25 protein-coding genes are annotated in these 21,371 nt (G+C 59.8%); 13 read left to right on the forward strand and 12 right to left on the reverse strand.

Features of this window, described 5'->3' with window-relative positions; genetic code table 11:
- Window positions 1-87: 87 nt before the first annotated feature.
- From AVMA1855_RS25080 to AVMA1855_RS25090, 3 genes are all read right to left on the reverse strand, one after another.
- Window positions 88-315: a YqaE/Pmp3 family membrane protein gene (locus AVMA1855_RS25080; RefSeq protein ID WP_284427782.1), complete on the reverse strand. Its 228-nt coding sequence runs from the start codon at window positions 313-315 to the stop codon at window positions 88-90.
- Window positions 316-377: 62 nt separating this feature from the next.
- The gene (locus tag AVMA1855_RS25085; RefSeq protein WP_284427783.1) at window positions 378-644 is read right to left on the reverse strand and encodes a hypothetical protein; all 267 of its coding nucleotides are present in this window, start codon (window positions 642-644) and stop codon (window positions 378-380) included.
- Window positions 641-850 carry a ribbon-helix-helix protein, CopG family gene (locus AVMA1855_RS25090; protein ID WP_284427784.1) on the reverse strand — a complete coding sequence of 70 codons (210 nt, stop codon included), beginning with the start codon at window positions 848-850 and terminating at the stop codon, window positions 641-643. The genes AVMA1855_RS25085 and AVMA1855_RS25090 overlap by 4 nt, the downstream gene beginning before the upstream one ends.
- A 96-nt stretch (window positions 851-946) precedes the next feature.
- On the opposite strand from AVMA1855_RS25090, the gene AVMA1855_RS25095 reads away from it, so the two are divergent.
- Window positions 947-1,729, forward strand: a complete 783-nt coding sequence (locus AVMA1855_RS25095; protein WP_284427785.1) for a SprT-like domain-containing protein — start codon at window positions 947-949, stop codon at window positions 1,727-1,729.
- A gap of 103 nt (window positions 1,730-1,832) precedes the next feature.
- Here the strand turns inward: AVMA1855_RS25095 and AVMA1855_RS25100 are convergent, their stop codons facing one another.
- From AVMA1855_RS25100 to AVMA1855_RS25115, 4 genes are all read right to left on the reverse strand, one after another.
- The gene (locus tag AVMA1855_RS25100) at window positions 1,833-2,381 is read right to left on the reverse strand and encodes a hypothetical protein (RefSeq protein ID WP_284427786.1); all 549 of its coding nucleotides are present in this window, start codon (window positions 2,379-2,381) and stop codon (window positions 1,833-1,835) included.
- A 505-nt stretch (window positions 2,382-2,886) separates the two neighbouring features.
- Window positions 2,887-3,456: a GNAT family N-acetyltransferase gene (locus AVMA1855_RS25105; RefSeq protein WP_284427787.1), complete on the reverse strand. Its 570-nt coding sequence runs from the start codon at window positions 3,454-3,456 to the stop codon at window positions 2,887-2,889.
- 132 nt (window positions 3,457-3,588) lie between these two features.
- Window positions 3,589-3,870: a hypothetical protein gene (locus tag AVMA1855_RS25110; RefSeq protein ID WP_284399593.1), complete on the reverse strand. Its 282-nt coding sequence runs from the start codon at window positions 3,868-3,870 to the stop codon at window positions 3,589-3,591.
- Window positions 3,871-3,888: 18 nt separating this feature from the next.
- On the reverse strand, window positions 3,889-4,278 hold the full coding sequence (locus AVMA1855_RS25115; RefSeq protein WP_284399590.1) for a hypothetical protein: 390 nt from the start codon (window positions 4,276-4,278) through the stop codon (window positions 3,889-3,891).
- Between the two features lie 125 nt (window positions 4,279-4,403).
- Here AVMA1855_RS25115 and AVMA1855_RS25120 point away from each other — a divergent pair, with 125 nt between their 5' ends.
- From AVMA1855_RS25120 to AVMA1855_RS25145, 6 genes are read left to right on the forward strand one after another with little or no spacing between them, the layout of a single operon-like run.
- Window positions 4,404-4,889 (forward strand): PH domain-containing protein, encoded by a 486-nt coding sequence (locus tag AVMA1855_RS25120; RefSeq protein WP_284427788.1) that lies wholly within the window; start codon window positions 4,404-4,406, stop codon window positions 4,887-4,889.
- A 19-nt stretch (window positions 4,890-4,908) separates the two neighbouring features.
- On the forward strand, window positions 4,909-5,124 hold the full coding sequence (locus AVMA1855_RS25125; protein WP_284427789.1) for a hypothetical protein: 216 nt from the start codon (window positions 4,909-4,911) through the stop codon (window positions 5,122-5,124).
- Window positions 5,125-5,135: 11 nt separating this feature from the next.
- Entirely contained in the window at window positions 5,136-5,882 is a 747-nt protein-coding gene (locus AVMA1855_RS25130) for a DsbC family protein (RefSeq protein WP_284427790.1), read from the forward strand.
- A 26-nt stretch (window positions 5,883-5,908) separates the two neighbouring features.
- Window positions 5,909-6,538: a hypothetical protein gene (locus AVMA1855_RS25135; protein WP_284427791.1), complete on the forward strand. Its 630-nt coding sequence runs from the start codon at window positions 5,909-5,911 to the stop codon at window positions 6,536-6,538.
- Window positions 6,539-6,553: 15 nt separating this feature from the next.
- Entirely contained in the window at window positions 6,554-7,483 is a 930-nt protein-coding gene (locus AVMA1855_RS25140) for a DUF3262 family protein (protein WP_284427792.1), read from the forward strand.
- A 16-nt stretch (window positions 7,484-7,499) separates the two neighbouring features.
- Window positions 7,500-7,748 (forward strand): hypothetical protein, encoded by a 249-nt coding sequence (locus tag AVMA1855_RS25145; protein ID WP_284402805.1) that lies wholly within the window; start codon window positions 7,500-7,502, stop codon window positions 7,746-7,748.
- 110 nt (window positions 7,749-7,858) lie between these two features.
- On the opposite strand, the gene AVMA1855_RS25150 is transcribed toward AVMA1855_RS25145, so the two are convergent.
- The 4 genes from AVMA1855_RS25150 to AVMA1855_RS25165 form a co-directional block, all read right to left on the reverse strand.
- Entirely contained in the window at window positions 7,859-8,572 is a 714-nt protein-coding gene (locus tag AVMA1855_RS25150) for an NYN domain-containing protein (RefSeq protein ID WP_284402804.1), read from the reverse strand.
- Window positions 8,573-8,628: 56 nt separating this feature from the next.
- A complete protein-coding gene (locus AVMA1855_RS25155; RefSeq protein ID WP_284427793.1) occupies window positions 8,629-9,585 on the reverse strand; it encodes a tyrosine-type recombinase/integrase in 957 nt (318 codons plus the stop codon).
- A gap of 148 nt (window positions 9,586-9,733) precedes the next feature.
- Entirely contained in the window at window positions 9,734-10,915 is a 1,182-nt protein-coding gene (locus AVMA1855_RS25160; RefSeq protein ID WP_284427794.1) for a CaiB/BaiF CoA transferase family protein, read from the reverse strand.
- Window positions 10,916-10,926: 11 nt separating this feature from the next.
- Entirely contained in the window at window positions 10,927-11,871 is a 945-nt protein-coding gene (locus tag AVMA1855_RS25165) for a tripartite tricarboxylate transporter substrate binding protein (RefSeq protein ID WP_284427799.1), read from the reverse strand.
- Between the two features lie 167 nt (window positions 11,872-12,038).
- Between AVMA1855_RS25165 and AVMA1855_RS25170 the strand changes: the two genes are divergently transcribed.
- Window positions 12,039-12,983 (forward strand): LysR family transcriptional regulator, encoded by a 945-nt coding sequence (locus AVMA1855_RS25170; RefSeq protein WP_284427800.1) that lies wholly within the window; start codon window positions 12,039-12,041, stop codon window positions 12,981-12,983.
- 106 nt (window positions 12,984-13,089) lie between these two features.
- Here AVMA1855_RS25170 and AVMA1855_RS25175 read toward each other — a convergent pair whose 3' ends face one another.
- On the reverse strand, window positions 13,090-14,040 hold the full coding sequence (locus AVMA1855_RS25175) for a TRAP transporter substrate-binding protein (protein ID WP_284427795.1): 951 nt from the start codon (window positions 14,038-14,040) through the stop codon (window positions 13,090-13,092).
- Window positions 14,041-14,766: 726 nt separating this feature from the next.
- Here AVMA1855_RS25175 and AVMA1855_RS25180 point away from each other — a divergent pair.
- From AVMA1855_RS25180 to AVMA1855_RS25200, 5 genes are all read left to right on the forward strand, one after another.
- On the forward strand, window positions 14,767-15,324 hold the full coding sequence (locus AVMA1855_RS25180) for a hypothetical protein (protein WP_284427796.1): 558 nt from the start codon (window positions 14,767-14,769) through the stop codon (window positions 15,322-15,324).
- 21 nt (window positions 15,325-15,345) lie between these two features.
- Complete coding sequence (locus AVMA1855_RS25185) at window positions 15,346-15,567, forward strand: hypothetical protein (RefSeq protein ID WP_272563678.1); 222 nt, start codon at window positions 15,346-15,348, stop codon at window positions 15,565-15,567.
- 566 nt (window positions 15,568-16,133) lie between these two features.
- A complete protein-coding gene (imuA, locus tag AVMA1855_RS25190) occupies window positions 16,134-16,928 on the forward strand; it encodes a translesion DNA synthesis-associated protein ImuA (protein ID WP_284427797.1) in 795 nt (264 codons plus the stop codon).
- A gap of 115 nt (window positions 16,929-17,043) precedes the next feature.
- A complete protein-coding gene (locus tag AVMA1855_RS25195; protein ID WP_349817128.1) occupies window positions 17,044-18,111 on the forward strand; it encodes a Y-family DNA polymerase in 1,068 nt (355 codons plus the stop codon).
- Window positions 18,112-18,207: 96 nt separating this feature from the next.
- Window positions 18,208-21,312: an error-prone DNA polymerase gene (locus tag AVMA1855_RS25200; RefSeq protein WP_284427798.1), complete on the forward strand. Its 3,105-nt coding sequence runs from the start codon at window positions 18,208-18,210 to the stop codon at window positions 21,310-21,312.
- The last annotated feature ends 59 nt before the right edge of the window (window positions 21,313-21,371 follow it).

Here is a 21,371-nt window from a genome sequence, read left to right on the forward strand (position 1 = left end):
CCGGGCCTGCAAGGCCCCTCATGCACCCAGGCGCAGACCGCTGCTGGGCCTCATCACGCTCAAACGGCTACTGGCGCCCACTCCTCCCTATTCGGATTCGTCAAACATGGGGTTGTGAGAGGCTCCCCTTCGTGCGAGCGCTTTTTCGATCTTCTTGTCGGTGCTGTATTGACTCAACGCATACACGGCCCAGATCGTTGCAGGGAGCCAGCCAATCAGCGTGATCTGGAGAATCAGGCAAACAACCCCGGCAATCGGTCTTCCGATGGTGAAGAAAGTAAGCCAAGGCAGGAACAAGGCTATCAACAGTCGCATTTTTCAATTCCCTTTCAGTACTTGATTATTAATTTGCGCAGCAGGATCTATATGCCTCGGTATTACTTCCTGAGCAAATATCCGATGATGCCGCCGGTCGCTGCAGAGAGCACTGACATCGCCCACTTCTTTTCTTCGGCCGTGGCGTTGGATGAAGAAACCGTGCTGTAGCACAGGACCACCAACAGCACCACAAAGCCAATCGCTACGACAAACAGAGCGACGTCCTTGAATAGTCGAACGCGGCGTTCACCGTCCGTCTCCTCGCGCTCGACCGAGACACTGAATTTGTGCTTTGGAGGCGGCGAGTTAAGGTCGATCGTACTCACAACCCCACGATCTCCGTTTGCAACTTTTCGGTCTTGGGCTCGACGAGGCCGAGCTTCAATCCCCGCTGTTTGCCCTCGCGTGCTGCAAGGAACAGTTGCAATGCCTTGCGCAAGATCTCGCTTTTGTTGGTTTCCGCCTCTTCGGCAGCACGGTCGATCTCGCGATTGAGGTCGTCGGATAGGACGACATTGAAGCGCACGCTCATGAGTACTCCTTTGGAAGGTGTCTAGGATGCGTCTTTTATACACTCTTTCTGCGCATTGGTCATCGCGATTTGTTGATTGTATTGCACAATACAAGAATGGCAGCATCTCCCTCTAGCCGTACCCCCACGCAGCAGACCTACACGGAACTACAGCAGGCCTACAGCCACTTCAACGAGTCGCTCTTCGGCGGCACCCTGCCAGGCTGTCTCATCACGCTGCAGCGCGAAAAGCGCACGTGCGGGTACTTCTCGGCCCAGCGCTTCGCCAACCTGGAGGGCGGCATGACGGATGAGATCGCCATGAATCCTGCCTACTTCGCCGTGGTGCCGGTGGTGGAGACGATGCAGACCCTCGCCCATGAGATGTGCCACCTGTGGCAATCGCATTTCGGCAAGCCTGGACGTGGCCGATACCACAACGAGGAGTGGGCATCGAAGATGGAAGCCATCGGACTGATGCCCTCCTCCACCGGCCAGCCCGGAGGCAAGCGCACGGGAGACATGATGGCGGACTACGCCATCGAAGGCGGTCCGTTCCTTGCGGCCTGCGCCGAGTTGCTCACCCGCTCATTCCGGATCAGCTGGTATGACCGCTTCCCTGCGCCAGAGCATGTGCGCGCGGGCCAAGGCAGCATGGGCATGCACTTGGCTGCGTCAGTGGGCGGTGGCAGTGTGCCGGCGCAGTCCATCGCCGTGATGTCCAGCCTGTTCGATCCAGCGGCCATTGCAGGCCAAGACGGTGAGGGGAACCCCAAGCCGGCGGCGAACAAATCCAACCGCGCCAAGTATGTCTGCCCTTGCGAGAAACAGGTGTGGGGCAAGCCGGGGTTGCTGCTGATCTGTGGCAGTTGCCGGAAGGATTTTGAAGCGCAGCGCTGACGGAGATTCAGCGGTTGGGTTCGTCAGACTGCGCAGCTATTGTCTTTAATGGCTGCCAAGTTCAAACATCAAAAAATCACTGTTTGCAAAGCCTGATCTTGGTTCAATCACTCGATTCCATGGAGTTCTTCCATCTGGTATAAAAATCAGTGTAGACGTCAGTATGTCCTGAATTTCGAGCGACAGCGTAATAGTCTTCGAATGACTGATAGCTGGGACTTGGAACGCCTGTATATGCGTCGCTCGCCATATACCAAAGCGAAGGATTTCCGTAGCCCGCAGCCTCGATCTCAGGGCGTGCTTCGCTGTAATATCTGGACATCTCTTCAATGGTCCCATATTCAACGCGCTCTTTATTGCGCGCAGCCCTTGCAACACCTATTTTCCCTTGCGCAAATTCGACGTTGACTTGTTGAAAATCAGTCGCTCTACCCAAATTGGTGAGTTCAATCAAAAGAGTATTCAACAGTTGGTGATGATTGCCGTCGATATCGCTCGCAGTCGATTCAGTCAGCAAAATGGTTCTGTCGCTGACCCGTGTTGCTGCGTGACCATAGGAGTGTCCTGTTTCATCGTCGGCAACTATGTGGATGGTGGCTCCTCCTTCGCGAGCAACGGTGTCCAAGCGGTCACGCAAGGTGGCAGAATTCAAATAAATATCTTTCACCAAGCCAAGAGCGCGTGCGATACGCTGATCACCACTTGGGTTGTTAATGGAGGAAAGTACCGAACTCCAATGTCCTGCGCCCCGACTAGTTCCCGCCACATTTGTGGACTGCGATCTTCCTCGCAATCCCGCAAGTGGTCCGTCCGCAGTCAATTGCCTGCGTGCCCTCTGGTCGTTTGAGGCTGTGCTGGGCGCAGATGATGAGCGCGAGCTGGTCGAGGGACTGGGAGAGTAGACACGTGTCGGTTTTGAATTGCAAAGGCCCATAGAATTCGATTCGGAATTTTCAGAACTGTTGTGCTTGTCATCTAAATTTCAATGACGATGGCATCAAGAGTGAACATAATCCCTTAATTGCCCACACAAGATCATCGATTGCCGAATAAATCCGGTTAAAAACGAAGTTTCTATTCAAGAACTCGCTGAACATTACTGCGTATCGTCAGGGCAATATTGCCAAGGTTCAAAGCCATGGCGGAAAAGAAAGTCGCTAAACACCAAGTCCACGTGTGGTCGCCTCACTCCACGGCAGCCTCTCCACGGACAAGCGATGAGTGATTACCTCTTCCAGTTCTCGCGCCTTTGGCTGTAAATGCGCCCACCGCTCCGCTTCGGACGCCATGTCCGAAACGGAGAGCTGCTGGGTCAATCTGATTCCTGCACTCCCCAATCCCCTGGCAAATCGCCAAAAGCTGCACGCGCTGTAAAGTTCTTTCACCACGGTGATTGGCAGATCATAGGTCCGGGCCAAAAATAGCAGCAAGGCGGTGCCATAGCCTTGCCGGCGATGTGCGCCCAGTATCTCCACTTCGTAGATGTAGACCCGATCATTGAGTGGGGACACTGCGTAGCAAGCCCTTCCCACCGGGGTTCCGGCCTCGTTTCTGATGACCACCTTCACGTCTGGATTGGGTGCTGTGAAAGTCATGTAGTAGTTGCGCGTGACATCCACAGTGATTTTGGGGACGTGTGCCAGCCGGCGCTGCACAAGCCATCGAGAAAGAAAATTACTCACGGTACCTCCCTGTTTGAAATCTTTTTTGCGCCAGGTGGCGGCCAATCAAGCAGTCCGCGTGCGCTCCGAATCCAGGATGACTCGGGGGGGGCGATCAACCGCGCACGAGCCGATTCACCGCGTGACCGGACAGGCCTCGGCTGGGCCCTGCAGTCTGGGAATCTACCTCCCCTGCAGTTAGCTGCACTCGGCAGCCAGGCTCTCGGTCTCCAGGACGATGGGTAAAGGCGTGTGGTCAGCATCGAACTGCCCCTGCCTCCAGCCCAGCATCAGCGTGGCCTCGTCCGAGAAAAACACCGGCGGAAGGTCTGCAGCCGAGTGCCGCAATCCCAGCGCATATGCCATCCACCAGGCACGACTCTCCTGCGCATTTCCCTGATCGGGATCGAAAGACTGCAGGACGCGCGCGTTGGCCAATACGCAGCGCGCATCGAGGGCTTGTTCGGGAAGGCTTTTCATGTTGTCTCTTCCGATCGATCAGCCGCGCACGAGCCGATTCACCGCGTAGCCGGACAGGCACAGCAGCGCGAACGCGCCCAGCTTCGTATACCACTCGGCCCACCATACGCTGAACAACTCCCGGTGCGTGGAGTCGGGACTGTTTCCGTAGGCCCAATGATCGATCGCGGGAAACCAGGCACACCACACGAGAGCCAAGAACAGTGGCCAGGTGTTTCGGATGCCGAAGACGGAATCTCTGTCGAAAAGAAAGATGAAGAAGCCGGCAAACAACGTCACCGCGAATGTATAGCCCGTCACCCTCACTGCGGTAGCTAGGTCCAGACCCGTCGCCCCTGCGATGGACGCGATGACCGCCATGCCAAGGATCATCCATCTGCCGTCGTCGCTTTCGTAAGCGTTCGCCATATGACCTCCCAGTCATTGATTTTTCGTTTGCCATGAGAACCGGTGGCTGTCAAGCCGAAACCGTGCGCCACGTGCCGGATGGTTTCCGGCTGACGTCCGGCCCGTGCCCACCTACATTGCTGCCGATGTCCAAGAACCATGCTTCCGATGCAGCCCGCATGGCGAGCCAAGCCGGCGTCCCCTCTGCCCACAAGGTCGAAACCCGCGTGCTCTGGTGCGCTGGCCAGGGCCAAGTCTGCAATGTCGGCGTGTTCGTGTTCGCCCTGCTCTTTTTCTGGCTGGTCCTGCCGGTCGGCTGGGCGCTGTATCGGTATTTGCGAACGGCGAATCACCATTACGTGCTGACCGATCAGCGGCTGCTGGAACACTCGGGAATAATCGTCAAGAAAATCGAAGCGCTCGAACTCTACCGGGTCAAGGACTTGTCCGTCTCGGGTAATTTGTTGCAAACCGTTTTCGGCCGTGGGCAAATCATCTTGCTCACCACGGACAGTACCAATCCCACCCTGATAATCGACGCCGTGCCGGATGCGGCCGGTGTCTCGAAAATCATACGCGACGCCGTGGAAGACTGCCGGGCGGCCAAAGGCGTTCGCGCATTCGATTATTAGAAAATCTATGAGGGAGTCAATGCAATCCTTTGAAATTATCCGGCGAAAAATCATTGCCGAGCAAAAGACCGCTTTGTTGCGTGCTCTCGTGATCGCCACTGCTGTACTGGCCGGCGCCGGCATCGGCCTGCTTTGGGGCGACGCATCGTCGTTCCATGGCCTGGTTCGCATCGGCGCACTGGGCTCGCTGGCCGGTAGCGTGGCACTCCTGCTGACCCATCCCAAAACGAAATGAGGAAATCATCGATGTACCAGATTTATCGGCCGCGCCTGCGCGCCCTGCTCCTGCGCGCAACCGTGCTGGCCAGCCTGTCCATGGCGGTGGGCGCACAGCCGGTCCCACCCAGTCTCAAGGCGACGATTGAGCAGAACACGGCGGGCAAGGTCCGGGTGGAGCAGATCACAGCCTCCCCCATTCCTGGCATCTACCAGGTCGTCTCCGAAGGCCAGATCTTCTATACCGACGCCTCCGGCCGCTTTGGCTTCGTGGGTGGGGCCATGGTGGACATGAAGACCCAGCAGGACCTCACCGCGCCGCAGCTTGAAAAGCTCAACAGCGTCCCTTTCGCAAGCCTGCCGCTCAAGCACGCGATCAAGGAGGTGCATGGCAACGGCAAACGACAGGTGGCCGTGTTCGAAGACCCGCAGTGCCCGATCTGCCGGGTCTTCACCAAGTTCGTGGACCAGCTCGATGACGTGACCGTCTATCGGTTCATGTTTCCCGTCATCAGCCCGGAATCTGCGCAGTTCGCGCGCGCTGCTTGGTGTTCGCCCAACCGCGCCGAGGCTTGGCAGCAGGTCATGGCGGGCCGGCGACTACAGGGCCGGGAGGATTGCGACACCAGCGGCCTGGTCGAGATCCTGAAGTTCGGTGAGCGGCACCGCATCCAGAACACGCCCACGGTGATCCTGGGCAATGGCAAGCGCCTGGTGGGCGCCACGCCGCCCGAGCAGTTCATCGCCGAGCTGGATGCGAGCGTGAGCATCAAATGAATCAACACAATCAAAGGGAAGGCGCCATGAAGGTATCGAACAAGAAGAGCGCGATCGCGGCGGGCCTTGTGGCCACCGCTCTGTGCATCGCCGCCGGCGCTGCGGGCGCGCAGGAACGAGGGAATATCAAGTTTCCCAATGGCCTGAATTGGAAGTTGATGCCGCTGGTGACCTTCAACTATCCGGAGTATCACGATGGCACCCCGGAGCAGAAAAAGCTGCTGGAGCCGATCTGGAAAGAAAGCATTGAATCGACTCCGCTGAATTTCAATCGAAACGACGGCAGCAGGCTGGGCAGCTTCATCCTCTATCAAACGCATGAGGATAAAGAAAACAAGTACATCTTCACGATGTTCAGTGCGGCCGAGTCCAAATGCGAAGACCCGCCCAATGGTCCATTCATTCAAAAGGGTTACGTGCCTCATATGTACAGCATTTGCCCCATGCGCGTGATCGTGGAAAACAAATCTTCTGGTAAAAGAAAACAGAAGGATTTCCCGAATTACTGCCACCTGTTCGTTGACGACAAAAATAAGCCGCTGGCGCAGAACCACACGGAATTCGCGTTCGACGACAAGACGCGTAGCGCCTACTTCCGAGTGGTGCAGTATGGAAAGAGGGCACCTGAATGTGATCGTGCCTTGCACCTCGGATGACAAGTGGCAGCAAACATGCAACGCACCCTCTTTGCGCTTTGCTCGGCGCTGCTTCTCGCATTGCTTTTGGTGCTGGCTACGCATCTTCCTGCTTCGGCCCAGCAACGCCTGGTGACCAATGACCGCGTGACCGCCGATCAGGTGTCGCAGGCGATCGCAAACTCTCCCAACGCCAGTCAGTGGCTGCGTGCGAATGCCAGGGCCGTTGGCAATCTGGCCATCAACGTCGAGAGCGGTGGCTACCTCTCGGTCTATAACGGCTCGTGCTGCTACGGCGTACTGCAGATGAACGAGGAAAACATTCGCAGATACGCTCAGGTGCCACCCGATGAGTTCAGGACCTGGAGCCTGCAGAGCCAAGTGGATGCATGGTCGCGCGTGATGTCGCAGGCGTTGCAGGCCAACCCCGCGCAGGCCCTTGAGGCCCTGGGTACGTTCGATGGCCGTCGCGTGGACGCGAACATGATCCTGGCCTGCGTGCAACTGGGCATCGGCAACTGCCAGCGCATGATCGTCTCAGGGCGCTGCTCGGGCTTCGCCGACTCCAACGGCACGACCATCTGCGGCATGGCCGATCGCATCGCGGGCAATGCGCCCTCCCCCACGACGCCCGGCACGACCAGCCCATCTACGCCGATCTCCGGTGGTGGCAGCGGCATCGCATTCAATAACAGTTGCATCCGCGCCTCCGATGGCCAGTGCGTGCCCGTCACCGAGGCGCTGCGCATCGGCTTCGAGCAGGGCTCGGGCGTGTCCATGGCACGCATGCGCTCCATCATCCAGATGCTGCTGGTGGCCATCACCCTCCTGGTGGTTTCCAGCGCCCTCGTGGGCGTGTGGCAGCAATACGCCCGCGGCGTCATCGACAAGGCCACCATGATGGAGTACATGCAAAAGGGCTGCATCATCGTGATGATCGTTTTTGCGGTGATGACGATTTTTTGATTCAGGAGATCAGGTAATGGAGAAAAAAGTGACCGACGAGATCATCGACAGCGCCGTGCAAGGTGTCGCAGGCTCCGCAGGCACGATCCTTAGCTCACTTCTATGGTTCGCTCAGAAGTTATCGTTCATTGGGGCCTTGGTGTCGGCCGCTGGATTTGCTTGCGCTGTGCTCATGGGGGCGGAGCAGCTGTTCACATGGTTTTACTGGCTGATCGGCTGCGCGATCACGGCCTTGGCGCTCGGCATCTTGACCCGACATCGATGATGCGGCCCTGGAAAACGGTTATGCGTGGCGAACGCATGCCGCAGCTTGTGGGCCGTTGACCGCAGCATTTGGGATTGGCCGATGCCAATCCCAGCCTTTCAGGGATGCGACTATTTCAATCGCACTTCGACGTGAGGGATGCCGGTTGCATCGGCTCTGTCGATCGCTTCGACGTAGCCCTGCGCGCGAACCAGATCGCTGAGCTTCTTGAATCCGTAGTTCCTTGGATCAAAAGAGCTATGGGTCTTCCCAAGCAATCCTCCGACAGTGGCAAGGTGTGACCAGCCCGTCTCCCGAGCGGTTTCCCGAATCGCGTTCGAAAGCAGCTCTTTCAGATCCGGCACATCGAGCACCTGCGGCGTACTCGGAACCGTACCGGCCTGTTTGTTCAATACCTCGAAGAAGATGAACTTGTCGCAGGCCGCGATGAAGGGTTCAGGGGTCTTACGCTCTCCGAGCCCGTACACCGTCTTGCCCGCTTCACGCAGCCGGGTGGCCAAACGAGTGAAGTCACTGTCGCTCGATACCAAGCAAAATCCATCAACGTTCCCGGAATACAGCAAGTCCATGGCGTCGATGATGAAAGCCGAGTCCGTCGAGTTCTTTCCTTTCGTGTAGGCGAACTGCTGAACGGGTTGGATCGCATGGAGATGAAGATGGGCCTTCCATCCGACGAGATTTTGCGTTGTCCAGTCTCCAAAGGCCCGTTTCACGGTGGCTGTCCCGTACTTGGCCACCTCCTCCAAAAGCTCCTTGACCACGGATGCAGACGCATTGTCAGCGTCAATGAGGACCGCAAGTCGCGGAGCGTCAATGTTTGCCAAGTCGTATCTCCCTTTTTGTTCCCTTCACCCCAGTCTGCATGATCCGCTTTGATTGTTCAACCTCTTGCCGTGCGGAATTCGCTCGAGGCAGGGACGTAGCAAATACCTCGTGGATGATGCCGCTCGATGACGCCCCGCAAGTAGACCATCGACGTCCTGGCGTAGATGGTCGTGGTCTGCAGGCATGCATGGCCGAGCAACATCTGGATTACGCGCAGATTCGCCCCGGCCTGGTACAAGTGCGTGGCGAAGGCATGCCGCAGCGTGTGTGCCGTCACCATCGGCAGGCCTGCCGCGTCGGCATGCCGGCGGATCGTGCGCTGTAGGGCGCTGTAGTTCAGCGTGCCAGAGGCCGTCGCATGGACGAACAGGGCCGGGACTGGGCGCTGGCAGGCCTGTAATAGCGCGGGGCGCGCTTCGCACAGGTAGCGCTCCAGCCACTGTGCGGAGTACTCCCCGAACATCACGATCCGCTCCTTACCCCCTTTGCCCATCACCTGGGCCGCACGGGTGCGCAGGCACAGTTGATGCGGCCGAAGGCTCAGCAACTCCGCGGCACGCAGGCCGGAGGCATACAGCAGTTCCAGGATTGCCCGATCGCGCAGGCCCAGGGCGAACCGGGTGTCGGGTTGCTCCAGAAGGCGGTGCACCGTGCGTTCGCAAGGGACGTACCCCAGACTTTGCTGGTGAGGCCGGCGCCGCGGTGATGCGATGAACTGCCAGGGATCGCAATCCATCATGCTCTCGCCAGCCAGCCAGGCGTAGAACGTGCGAAGCACCCAGGTCTTCTTGTCCACCGTGGTTTGGGCATGCCTGCGCGACTGCTCGCTCATCCAGTGCCGAAGATGCAAGGCCGAGGCATCCAGCCGCGTAATGCCAAAGCGTTCCCGCAGCCATCGCTGCCATTCGATGAGTGCGTAGTGGGCCACCTGCAAGGTACTTCGCGCATACCCGCATTCGTGCTTCAGATATTCCTTGAAGCGCTCTTCCACGAACAGCTTCGGCCCCGTCACGACGGATCACCTATCCCAAGACGATCAAGCATGCGTCGAGCGGGAGTCGGTACCGGCGCATCCGCCAAGCGTCCGAAGACGCAGAGACGAGCGCGCGCACTCCATCCGCCGGCACATCCGGCATGATTCTTCAAATCCATGGGGGTCCCTAAATCGCGCCGTGGGCGCGCAGGTCTTTGATAGATTGGTCTGAAAGACCTACTTCACGCAGCAATGCGTCGGTGTGCTGGCCTACCGCTGGGATCGGCTCCATGCAGGCTTCCCAGCGGTTGCTGCGTCCTGGAGGCAGCAGTGATGGCAGCATTCCTACCGGCGACGGCACTTCGCGCCACCGCTTTCGCGCTTGCAACTGAGGATGGGCCCACAGTTGCGCCATGTCGTTCATGCAGGCATTGGCAATTTGCGCTTTTTCGAGTCGCGCCACCACTTCGTCAGTGGTCAACTTCTCGAAGACGTTCAGAATCAGCTGCCGAAGCTCATCCCGGTGCGCATTGCGTTGCGTGCTGTTGGCGAAACGCGGCGCCTGAGCGAGCGCGGGTTCACGCAAGACAACGGTGCAGAAACTTTCCCATTCCCGCTCGTTTTGCACACCCAGCATGACTTTGCCACCGTCGCCGGCGGAAAATGGTCCGTAGGGGTAGATCGTTGCGTGGGAAGCGGCGCTGCGCTCCGGGGGCGGTGCCCCGTCGAAGGCGTAGTACATCGGAAAGCCCATCCACTCCACCAGAGACTCAAGCATGGAGACATCGATGTGGGCACCCTCCCCTGTCTTCTCGCGCCGTAGCAGCGCCGCAAGGATATTGGTATATGCATACATGCCCGCAGCGATGTCGGCAATCGAGTTGCCGGTCTTGCAAGGCGACTCCTCGGTACCCGTTATCGAAAGCAGGCCCGCTTCGCTCTGAATCAGCAAGTCATAGGCCTTCTTGTCCCGGTATGGCCCGTCGTCACCGTATCCGGAGATGTCGCAGACCACCAGGCGGGGATTGGTGTGGGAAATGCTGGCGTAATCCAAGCCCATGCGGGCCGTAGCGCCGGGCGCAAGGTTCTGCACGAACACGTCCGCCTTCTCGATCAGTCGCCTGAGCACGTCCAGCGCCCGTGGCTGCTTCAGATCCAGCGTCAGGCTCTTCTTCGATCGGTTTGTCCACACGAAGTGCGATGACATGCCCCTCACCCGCTGGTCGTACTCGCGCGCGAAATCCCCAGACTCTGGGCGCTCTACTTTGATGACTCGCGCGCCCAAATCCGCCAGCTGACGGGTACAAAAAGGCGCTGCGATCGCATGTTCCAGAGAGACAACGGTAATGCCTTCGAGAGGTCGGGTCATCGCGCGCCTCCTTAGTCCACTTCTGCGCGCGAAGCTTTGACGATCTTTTCCCACTTGGCCAGGTCGCTGCGCAGCTGGGCCGCAAACTGATCGGTGGATGTTGGTGCGGCGATCTCCACGCCCTGCTGGTCCAGCTTCTCGCGCAGATCCTGCGCTGCCATGGTTTTTCGCATGCCGTCCTGCAGCGTGCGCACCACCGCTGGTGCTACCCCAGCCGGGGCAAACAAGCCGATCCACAGCGTACCTTCGTAGCCTGGCACCGCTTCGGCAATCGCCGGGACGTCGGGCAGTACAGGCGTGCGCTTGGCACCGCTCACAGCCAAGGCGCGCAGCCGGCCTGCCTTGATGTGTGCGAGCGATGATGGCAAGCTGGCGAACACGATCGGCAGCTGTCCTCCCAATACGTCGTTCAGCGCTGGTGCAATGCCTTTGTAGGGGACATGTTGCAGCGAAACTCCCGCCATCTCATTCAGCATCTCGCCCAGCAGGTGATTGAGCGTGCCGTTGCCGGCCGAGGCATATTGGTACTGGGCGTCCTTGCGCCGTGCAAGGGACAGAAAGTCGCCGAAGGTCCTGGCAGCGAATGATGGATTGACCAGCAGCACGTTGGGCACGCTGCCGATCATGGCCACGGGCACAAAATCCTTCACAGGATCGAATCCTGGATTGCGATAAAGCGCAGGGTTGATCGCCTGGCTGCTGCTGATCGTCACAAGCAGCGTGTACCCGTCCTTCGGGCCTCGCGCCACGTACTGGGTTCCGATGTTGCCGCCAGCGCCAGGCCGGTTGTCGACGATGGCGCCGGTGCCCAGCACCTCCCCCAGTTTGTGGGCGACCACCCGGCCAACGATGTCGTTGGTGCCGCCTACCGTTTGCGGCACTACCAGCGTGAGCGGGCGCGTGGGATACGCCACCTGGGCCTGTGCGAGCGTGGTACCGAGGCCCAACGTCCCCATCAGCAGCGTTGCTGCAAAAATTTTCAATCTCATACTTCTACTCCCTTTATTACCCGGCTTACGATTCGGGCTGGGGGTGGATTCTGCAGAGATTCGCGCGCTACACAATTTGCGATTTCAGAAGCGAGGCTTCGTTTTTCATTAATGCTCGAAATACGTTTTATTACATGCAGTTCGATCTGACAGATTTGCGTCTGTATGTGTGCGTGGCAGAGATGTGCAACTTGACAAGAGCCGCGGCCAAACACAATCTCTCTCTAGCAGCGGCAAGTACGCGCATCAAGGCACTGGAAATGCAGGCCGGCGTCTTGTTATTGGCACGCGAAGCAAGGGGAGTCCGGCTGCTACCGGCTGGCGAGGCTTTTGTTCATCATGCGCGCTTGATGCTGCAACAGGCAGACCTTCTGCACGCAGAAATGGGGGAATATGGCGGCGGATTGCGCGGGCATTTACGGCTGCTGGCCAACACCACTGCTGTCACAGATTTCTTGCCGGAAATACTGGCAGATTTCCTATCGGATCACCCAAATGTCAACGTGGAGTTGGAAGAGCGAGCCAATGCGACGATTCCGCGGGGTGTCCTTGAAGGACGTGCGGACCTCGGCATCATCGCTGGTTCCATTGATACTTTGGGACTGGTCTCTATCCATTTCAGCACCGACCGGCTGGTTCTGGTCACCTCTCCCAGCCATCGTTTTGCACGGCGGCGTTCCGTGAACTTCGCTGAAACGCTTGAAGAAGACGTGGTAGGGATGCCGGAAGGCAGCACGCTGCAAGCCTTTCTGGATCAGATCACCTTGCGTCAATTGGGGCATCGCCAGATACCTCGTATCCGGTTGCGTAGTTTCGAGGCGATGTGCCGCATGATCAGCAGCAATGTGGGCGTTGGGGTGCTGCCCGAGTCGGCTGTTATCCGCAATAGGTTGGCAATGCCATTAACGATGGTGGAGCTGCGAGATGAATGGAGCGTGCGTGAACGTCATCTGCTGATGCGTGACCGGACAACTCTGCCTGTCTATGCACAGGCATTGGTTGAAAGGCTTTGCCGGCATTACGATGCAGAACACCTGCGTTCAGAGAAACCATCACAGATGCTTGCGGCACCGGCCTGATTTCTCTCCGACTTGATGGAATGCTACCGTCTTATGGTCAGCGAGATAGCCGAAAACCTGATGGAGGCGTTACAAGGGTGGTGTACGGTCAGCCGCCCCAACTTTGCTACTTTGAATAAGGCGTGGACGCAGAGCCCTGATTGGAGAAGTAAGGGATCAGCATGCGGTTGCCCTCGGCACCCGTCTCCCGCAGGTATTCGACGGAAAACTTCTCCCCGATGCGCCGCAGCTCGTTGCGCAGCTCGGGCTCGGGCGTGTCCACCTTGATGCCCTTGCTCGTCAGCTCCGCCATCGAGACCGTGGATGCCGCTTCGCTGGCCATCCAGCCGCGCTTTTGCGCTTCTTCTGCCGCCGCCATCACAGTCTTGCGGTTGGCCTCGGAAAGTGCGGCCCACTTGGCCTTGTTGGCGATCACGATGTTCTTCGGGTACCAGCCTCGGGCGTTGTAGAAATACTTCGCCGGCCCCTCCCACAATTTGGAGTCCACGCCGGTCGCGGGCGATGTGAACATGGTGTCCAGCCGCTGGTCCTTGAAAGCCGCGCCGATGGCCTGCGTGGGCACGTCTACGGGCGTGGCGCCCATGAGTTGGGCAAGACGCACCGTGCTGGGGTTGTAGGTGCGCATCTTGGAGCCACGCAGATCCGCGATGCTTCGCACGGGGCGGGTGGTGAACAAGCCCTGGGCTGGCCAGGGCACGGCGTAAAGGATCACCAAGCCCTGCTTGTCCAGGGCTTGCTGCAGGATGGGGCGCTGCGCATTCCACAGCCGCAGGGCATCGTCGTAGCTGTTGACGATGAACGGGATGGCATCCGCGCCAGCGATTAAAGTGTCGCTGGCCATGGTGCTGAGAAGCACCTCCCCTGCCGCGAGATCTCCGGAGCGGACCTTGCCCACGATTTCGGAGGGACCGGCGGCGATGCCGTCGGAGCGCACTTCGATGACCAGCCCACCCTTGGCCTGATCGTTGACGTTCTGCGCGAACTGGCGCAGGTTCACCCCGTGGAAAAGCTCCTTCGGGTAGCCCGAGGCCAGCGTCCAAGTGTTCTGCGCAGCCACGGGTTGAAGGCTTGCACATGCCGCTACGGTCGCCAGCAATCTCACCGCAAACCGAAGCATCATCTTGGTAGAGACCACTAGTCGAACAGGGAGTTTCATCGCGATCCTTCTTGTATTTTGCACTTGTCTTTTTACTCCATACATCCACGTTGGTCTTGGTCGTAAGGCACAAATTGGGATTCCTAGGAACTGTTTTTTTCCGCGATACTCCGATGCCGCGTTTGCGGTTATTCAACTGCTGTATAGTGTATCAGACTTTATATTTTAAGGAGACATTCATGGGACGCACACCGAATGATGACCGCTCTGACTCGTTGAACCCTAACAACGATGCTTACGATCACGCTAATGACAATCACTCGAATCAACTGAATCCCAACAATGAACGATATCAAGGTGACGGGACTGATGAGTCTGAGGAAGAAAATTAGCCAGTGCCGCCACTTGAGCAGGCGCGCGGTGGGCTGGAGCAGCGTGAGGTGTAACACCCGGTCCTGTATTGTCCATCTATGTCGCCCCGTTCCTGAGCCTATGCATGACTGCAAGCCGAAGACCGCTTCACGCTGGCCAGTTCTGAGGCAGCAGGGCTATTCCTGGAAGCCCACCTCCACGCGTTAGTGTTTAGGCCCAGCTTGCTGATTCGGCTTGGCGAATCAAGGTCGTGGTGACTGCGGTATGTAAGCCCAATGGCCTCTTCCGCTATTTACGATCATTGAGAGCAGCGCATTGGATGCCATCACTGCACAGTATTTTGACCCTTCGACCGTGGAAATCGACGACCAGACCAACGGGTCTTTCACGGATTGGTTTGATGGCGATTCGAAGAGGATTGCCCGCTTGTCAGGGGCGCCAAGAAATTCCAAAGTACTCATTACTTATTGGGAAAACGTTGGTTTTCAACTAGACGCCACCGGACCCCTGATTACTGGATCTATGGTTCGTCGCATACTCCAACACGACGAAGAGATTCAGCCTGTTCTATTCATCAAGAACGTAGCGTTCGAACTCCCCAAATCCGCACAGGGCCAAAAAATCGGTGTGCGAAGTGTCGCTATTGAGCTGCGTGAGGCACAGCTTACGGGGCAGTTTGCGTATGTAGAAGTCAATGCCGCAGGCAACGCATCCACGTTGAATCCCGACAACCCGCTCGATTATTTGAATGGATACGTTGTCTGGCCTCAGATGGGCTTTGATGGTCCGATACCGGCCAATCGAAGGGCTGATCTCCACCCATGCGAAATGGTCTCGGACGTGTTGAAATCTGTCGACGGCAAATCTAAGTGACAATGGAATTGAGGTCTCACCATGAATTACAACGCCGTCAAGCACTTGCTCAAGCCCTTGTCCAACGCGCAACTCGATGCGCTGGAGCAGGCACATGATCGTGCACGGCCACAACGCGAGAGCGCTGTTGGTCTGGATGACTTCGGTCTGGTGGGCGTTGCACGGGTGGTACAGGCTCGCCGTCGCACCCAAACGGGGCTGGATGGACGCCAGTTTGCCACGAACTTCTTGGTCCGCGACTGACGATGTAGCTACCTTAGAGGGGGCTTTTCGCCCTTCCCTGCCCTGGTAGCGCTGCTTTGCGTTTTCATCAGTCCACTCGGCTGGCTCGCCCTGGCCAACGTTCGCGACTTCTAATTGTTGAGCCTTCAACAGTTAGACCGGCTTTCCAGCGTATTTAATCTACGTCGTCCGGACCACGAGCACTTCGCCTCTCCAGCTTGATCGTTTTAAGGATCGCATCGGCTTCTTCACGCGTAGGGAGTGTCCGGTCCTTCACGAGTCGATGAAACGCCCCGCAATGCGAATCGGAGCATCCGCAAACCACTGCACGTACAGGGTGATTCGTACCGCTGCGCTTTTGCATCGCGTTGGTTCGCTCAGCACTTTTGATCGTGCTGATCACGGCGTCGCGCCCCATGAATTTTCCGCTCATCAGACCCCTTGTTGTGCTGTCACTGTGTTGACCATTTTGAGCGAATTCCACGCCCCCGTGGTTGACGAGGTGAGCCTGGACCATCGGCATGCGAGTCGAATCTATATACTGTGCTTTTATCCAGTATTTGTGATTCTTATCCGGCCATCTGACCATGCCAGTTCCTGCTCATCCATCTGGTGCCTTTGGCTTAGATGCACTCCCCCGGCACGTGGCCGAGGCGGTGTGGCGCGGTGCGGAAGTCGGTAGTTCGTCATCTCGCACAGTTTCTACAGGATTTGCGGCCCTTGACTCCTTGCTTCCTGGCGGTGGCTGGCCTACCCATACCCTGACCGAGTTGCTCATGCCCCAGGCGGCCCTGTGTGAGTGGCGTCTGCTGGGTCCATCGGTCCCATCGTTTCTCGATTCTGGCGGGCGTGTTTACCTGATCGCGCCCCCGAAGGAGCCGCACATGGGCGGGCTGGTCCAACTCGGCCTGACGCCGGACCAGGTCGTCTGGATACATGCCAGTGCCCCGGTGGACCGCCTCTGGATTACTGAGCAAATCGTCAAGTCCGACCCCGCTGGCGCCGTACTGGCTTGGTTGCCTCAAGCACGGCCCGAGCAGATCCGGCGCCTGCAGATCCACGCTCAGTCCTGCGATGCCCCGGTCTTTCTGCTTCGCCCGGTCACCGCATTGAACGATGCCTCGCCCGCTCCGCTGCGGGTTGCGGTATCGCTAGCCCGCGGCTGGCAGCTGGAAGTGCGCATCCCCAAGCGGCGCGGCGGGTCGCTGGATAACGCCCTTTACCTTGAGGCCATGCCCGCCAGCTTGGCGGCCGTCATCCCGCCGCGATTGAGAGTCCCTCAGGCGATCCCTGTCGCACGCTCCCACAAGGAGGCCTCCGATGCTCGGGCATTGGGCCGCGTTGCTCCCCATCCCTTTGCCCGCCAGTCTGTCTCCCATTGATGTGACCGCGCTTGGCATCTGGGCCTTGCAGTTCACCCCCAGGGTGGCATTGCTGGAGGATTCCGTTATCGCAGAGATGTCGGCCAGTGCGCGGCTCTTTGGCGGGATGCAGCCATTGCACGATCTCGTGGAGGCGGGCGCCATGGAGTTCGGCGCCCAAATCGCCTGGGCGCCGACAGGCACCGCGGCGTTGGCGCTGGTGCACCATGCCTCCACCCCTGAAGACTGCGACGGGTTCCGCGCTCCGCTGGCGCAGTGGCTGGATCCGCTGCCGCTGGCAGCGATCACAGCAGTGGCGGCACACCATGCCACGTTGGCGCGGATTGGTTGCCGCACGCTCGGGGATGTTCGCGCCTTGCCCCGGGGCGGCCTGAGCCGCCGCTTTGACAAAGCCTTGCTGCAGGCGATGGACCAGGCGTACGGACTGCGGCCCGAGGTGTACGACTGGATCACACTCCCCGAGACCTTTCACGCCAGGCTGGAGTTGATGTCGCGCGTGGAGACCGCACCGGCCTTGCTGTTCGGCGCGCGGCGCCTGCTCTTGCAGATGGCCGGATGGCTTGCGGCAAGGCGATTGGGCGCCACGGCCTTTACGCTGCGCTGGTGCCACGACGTGATGCGTGCCAAGGATGCGGGCACGAGCGGAGAACTCACCGTCCGCACGGCGCACCCCACCCAGCACGTGGAGCACTTCGCACGTCTGCTGGCCGAGCACTTGGCCAAGGTTCAGCTGCTGGCGCCTGTCGGCGACATCGAGCTGCTGGTCTCGGAGGTGGCACCCATCGTCGAAGAAAGCCGATCGCTGATCCCGGAGACGTTGCGCAAGGGCAGCAGCACCGACCTCGCACTCGAACGCATCCAGGCCCGCTTGGGAGAGGGCTGCGTTCGCCGACCGATCCTGTGCGAAGACCACCGGCTGGAGTGGATGCAGTGCTGGGAGAGCGGTGTGCTCAAGCGCCGCAAGGCGACGGAGCCTGCGTATGGGTTGCCACTGCCCACCTGGGTGCTGGAGGAACCACTTCGCCTGATCGAGCGCGACAACCGCCCCATCTACCAAGGTCCCCTGCAGCTCTTGCTCGGGCCCGACCGGGTGGAAGGTGGCTGGTGGCATCGCAGTGAAGGGAAAGAGGGGGGCAAAGACGCGAAGCCGCTGAACGTGCAGCGTGCTACTGGCTGGCACTGAGTCCGCACGCAGGCGTGCTATGGGTGTTCCAGCAGCGCCTGGCGGGGGACCAGACGGCGTGGTTTCTCCACGGGCACTTCGGGTGAGAGGCAAGCGATGAGCCGGCCTACCCGCGCGATCCCGGACTATGTGGAGTTGCGCTGCTTGTCGAATTTCAGCTTCCTGCGCGGGGCGAGCTGGCCCGGTGAACTCGTGGAGCGCGCCAGGGACCTCGGATACCGGGCCCTGGCCATCACCGACGAGTGCAGCATGGCGGGGGTCGTGCGCGCCCATGTCGCGGCCAAGGCCGCAGGCCTACCCCTGATCCTGGGTTCGCAGTTCTACATCCAGCCGCGCAGCGCCGCCGAGTCGCCAACCACGGTGGTGGTGCTCGCGCAGAACCTCAACGGCTACGGCAACCTCTGCGCGTTCATCACCAAGCTGCGCCGCGCCTCCAGCAAAGGCACGTATCAACTCACGCTGGACCAGATCACCGGAGCGGAACTCACCGATTGCCTGGTGCTGCTGTGCCCGGAACGCAAGGCCAGCGATGCGCAACTGGAAGCGCTGGCGTTGTGGACCTTGAAGCAGTTTCGGGGCCGCTGCTGGATCGGGGTGGACCAGGTGCGGCAGTTGGACGATGAGCTTTGGCTGCACCGCATGCGTTGGCTCTCGGACTTGACGGCCTTGCCGTTGGTGGCGGTGGGCGATGTGCACATGCACGTGCGCTCCAGGAAGCCGCTGCAGGACGTTCTCACGGCCACACGCGTGGGCAAACCGCTCACGGAATGCGGACACGCCCTGCAGCGCAGTGCCGAGCGGCACCTGCGCACCCGGCTGCGCCTGGCGCAGACCTATCCCGCGGACTTGCTGGCCGAGACGCTGCACGTGGCGTCTCGGTGCAGTTTCAGCCTGGATGAGTTCAAGTACCAATACCCCGATGAGGTGGTGCCGCGCGGCCTGACCGCAGCAGAGTATTTGAGACAGATGACCTATGAGGGCGCCGGCCGGCGCTGGCCCTCGGGCATCCCGGTCACCGTGCAATCGCAGATCGAGCATGAGCTGGCCCTGATCTGCGAGTTACGCTATGAGCACTATTTTCTGACGGTGTACGACATCGTGGCCTTCGCACGCTCTCGCCACATCCTCTGCCAGGGGCGTGGCTCGGCCGCCAACAGCGTGGTCTGCTATTGCCTCGGAGTGACCGAAGTGGACCCTGCGCGCATGTCGGTGCTGTTCGAGCGCTTCATCAGCCGCGAGCGCAACGAGCCACCGGACATCGACATCGATTTCGAGCACCAGCGGCGCGAAGAGGTGATCCAGTACCTGTACGGCAAGTACGGCCGCGACCGCGCAGCGCTCACTGCCACCGTGATCAGTTACCGGCCAAAGTCGGCGATCCGGGACGTGGGCAAGGCGTTGGGATTCAGCCTGGAGACGGTGGAGGCACTAGCCGAAGGGCAGAAGTGGTTTGACGGAGAGGACATCCGGCTGGAGCGGTTCGAGGAACTGGGCATGTCGGTGACCGATCTGGCCGTTCGCCAGCTCATCACGCTGACCACCCAGCTGATGGGGTTCCCGCGGCATCTGTCGCAGCACACGGGTGGTTTCGTGCTGACGCGGGATCTGCTGTGCCGCATGGTGCCGGTGGAGAACGCCTCGATGGCCGATCGCACGGTGATCGAATGGGACAAGGATGACCTGGATGCCGCAGGCCTATTGAAGGTCGACGTGTTGGCGCTGGGCATGCTGTCGGCGATCCGGCGGGCCCTGGACATGATCGGCCAGCGCCGCGGCTGCGTGATGGGGATGCAGGACATCCCGGCCGAAGACAGCGAGACCTACGACATGGTCTGCAAGGCCGACACGATCGGCGTGTTTCAGATCGAGAGCCGCGCGCAGATGAGCATGCTGCCGCGCCTGCGCCCTCGCTGCTTTTACGACCTGGTGGTCGAGGTGGCCATCGTGCGACCCGGACCGATCCAGGGCGGCATGGTGCATCCGTACTTGAACCGGCGCCAGGGCAAGGAGCCGGTGACCTATCCCAGCGAGGCGCTCAAGACGGCGTTGGGCCGCACGCTGGGGGTGCCGGTGTTTCAGGAGCAGGTGATGCAGATCTCCATCCTGGCCGCGGGCTTCACGCCCGGCGAAGCCGATGGGCTGCGCCGCGCGATGGCGGCCTGGAAGCGCAAGGGGGGCCTGGGCAAGTACTACGACAAGATCGTGGACGGCATGACCTCGCGAGGATACGAACGAGCGTTTGCCGAGCAGATCTTCGAGCAGATCAAAGGGTTCTCGGAGTACGGATTCCCCGAAAGCCATGCGGCCAGCTTCGCCTTGCTGGTCTATGCGTCATGCTGGATCAAGCGGCATGAACCGGCCGCGTTCCTCGCCGCGCTGCTCAACAGCCAACCCATGGGCTTTTATTCTCCCAGCCAGCTGGTCCAGGATGCCCGCCGCCATGGCGTCGAGGTGCGGCCGGTGGACGTGATGTTCAGCGATGTAGAAACGTCGCTGGAGGACCTGCCGGACGTCCCTGCCGTGCGGCTGGGTCTGCACATGATCCGTGGCCTACAGGCGGCGAGCGCGCAGCGCATCATGGCTGCGCGGTGCGAGGGGCCGTTCGACAGCGCGGAGGAACTGGCCCGCCGTGCCAGGCTCGAACAGCATGAGATGAAGCTTCTGGCCGCAGCCGGAGCGCTTGCCACGCTGTCTGGCCACCGGCGCCAGCAGGTCTGGGATGCCGCGGCGTTGCACGCTCCGCCCGAATTGCTGCAGGACGCACCCGTCGACGAGGATTACTTAGAATTGCCCGCTGCGCCGGAAGGAGAAGACGTGGTCTGGGACTATGCGTCGGTGGGCCTGACCTTGCGCAGCCATCCGATGGCGCTCTTGAGAAAGAAGCTGGACAAGTACCGGCTTAAGACTTCCGCCGAACTACGGCGCATCCCGAACGGTCGCTTGGTCCGCACGGCTGGGATCGTGACGCTGCGCCAGCAACCGGAGACCGCCAAGGGGACCATCTTTGTGTCCCTGGAAGACGAGCACGGCGCCACACAGGTCATCGTCTGGCGCGGCGTGCGAGACGCGCAGCGCGAGGTGCTGCTGGGCTCCAGATTGCTGGCAGTGAAGGGGCGCTGGCAACGCGAGGGCGAGGGGAACCTCTCAAAACCCATCCGGTCCCTTGTTGATCGAGAACGCGTGCTCCATCCTTTGCCATGATCACTCCCCGTAGCGCCCTGAAGTTCGACCTGTTCGCTGAGGCCTCGCGCCAACACAAG

Source organism: Acidovorax sp. SUPP1855, assembly GCF_030158955.1.
Lineage (GTDB): Bacteria > Pseudomonadota > Gammaproteobacteria > Burkholderiales > Burkholderiaceae_C > Paracidovorax.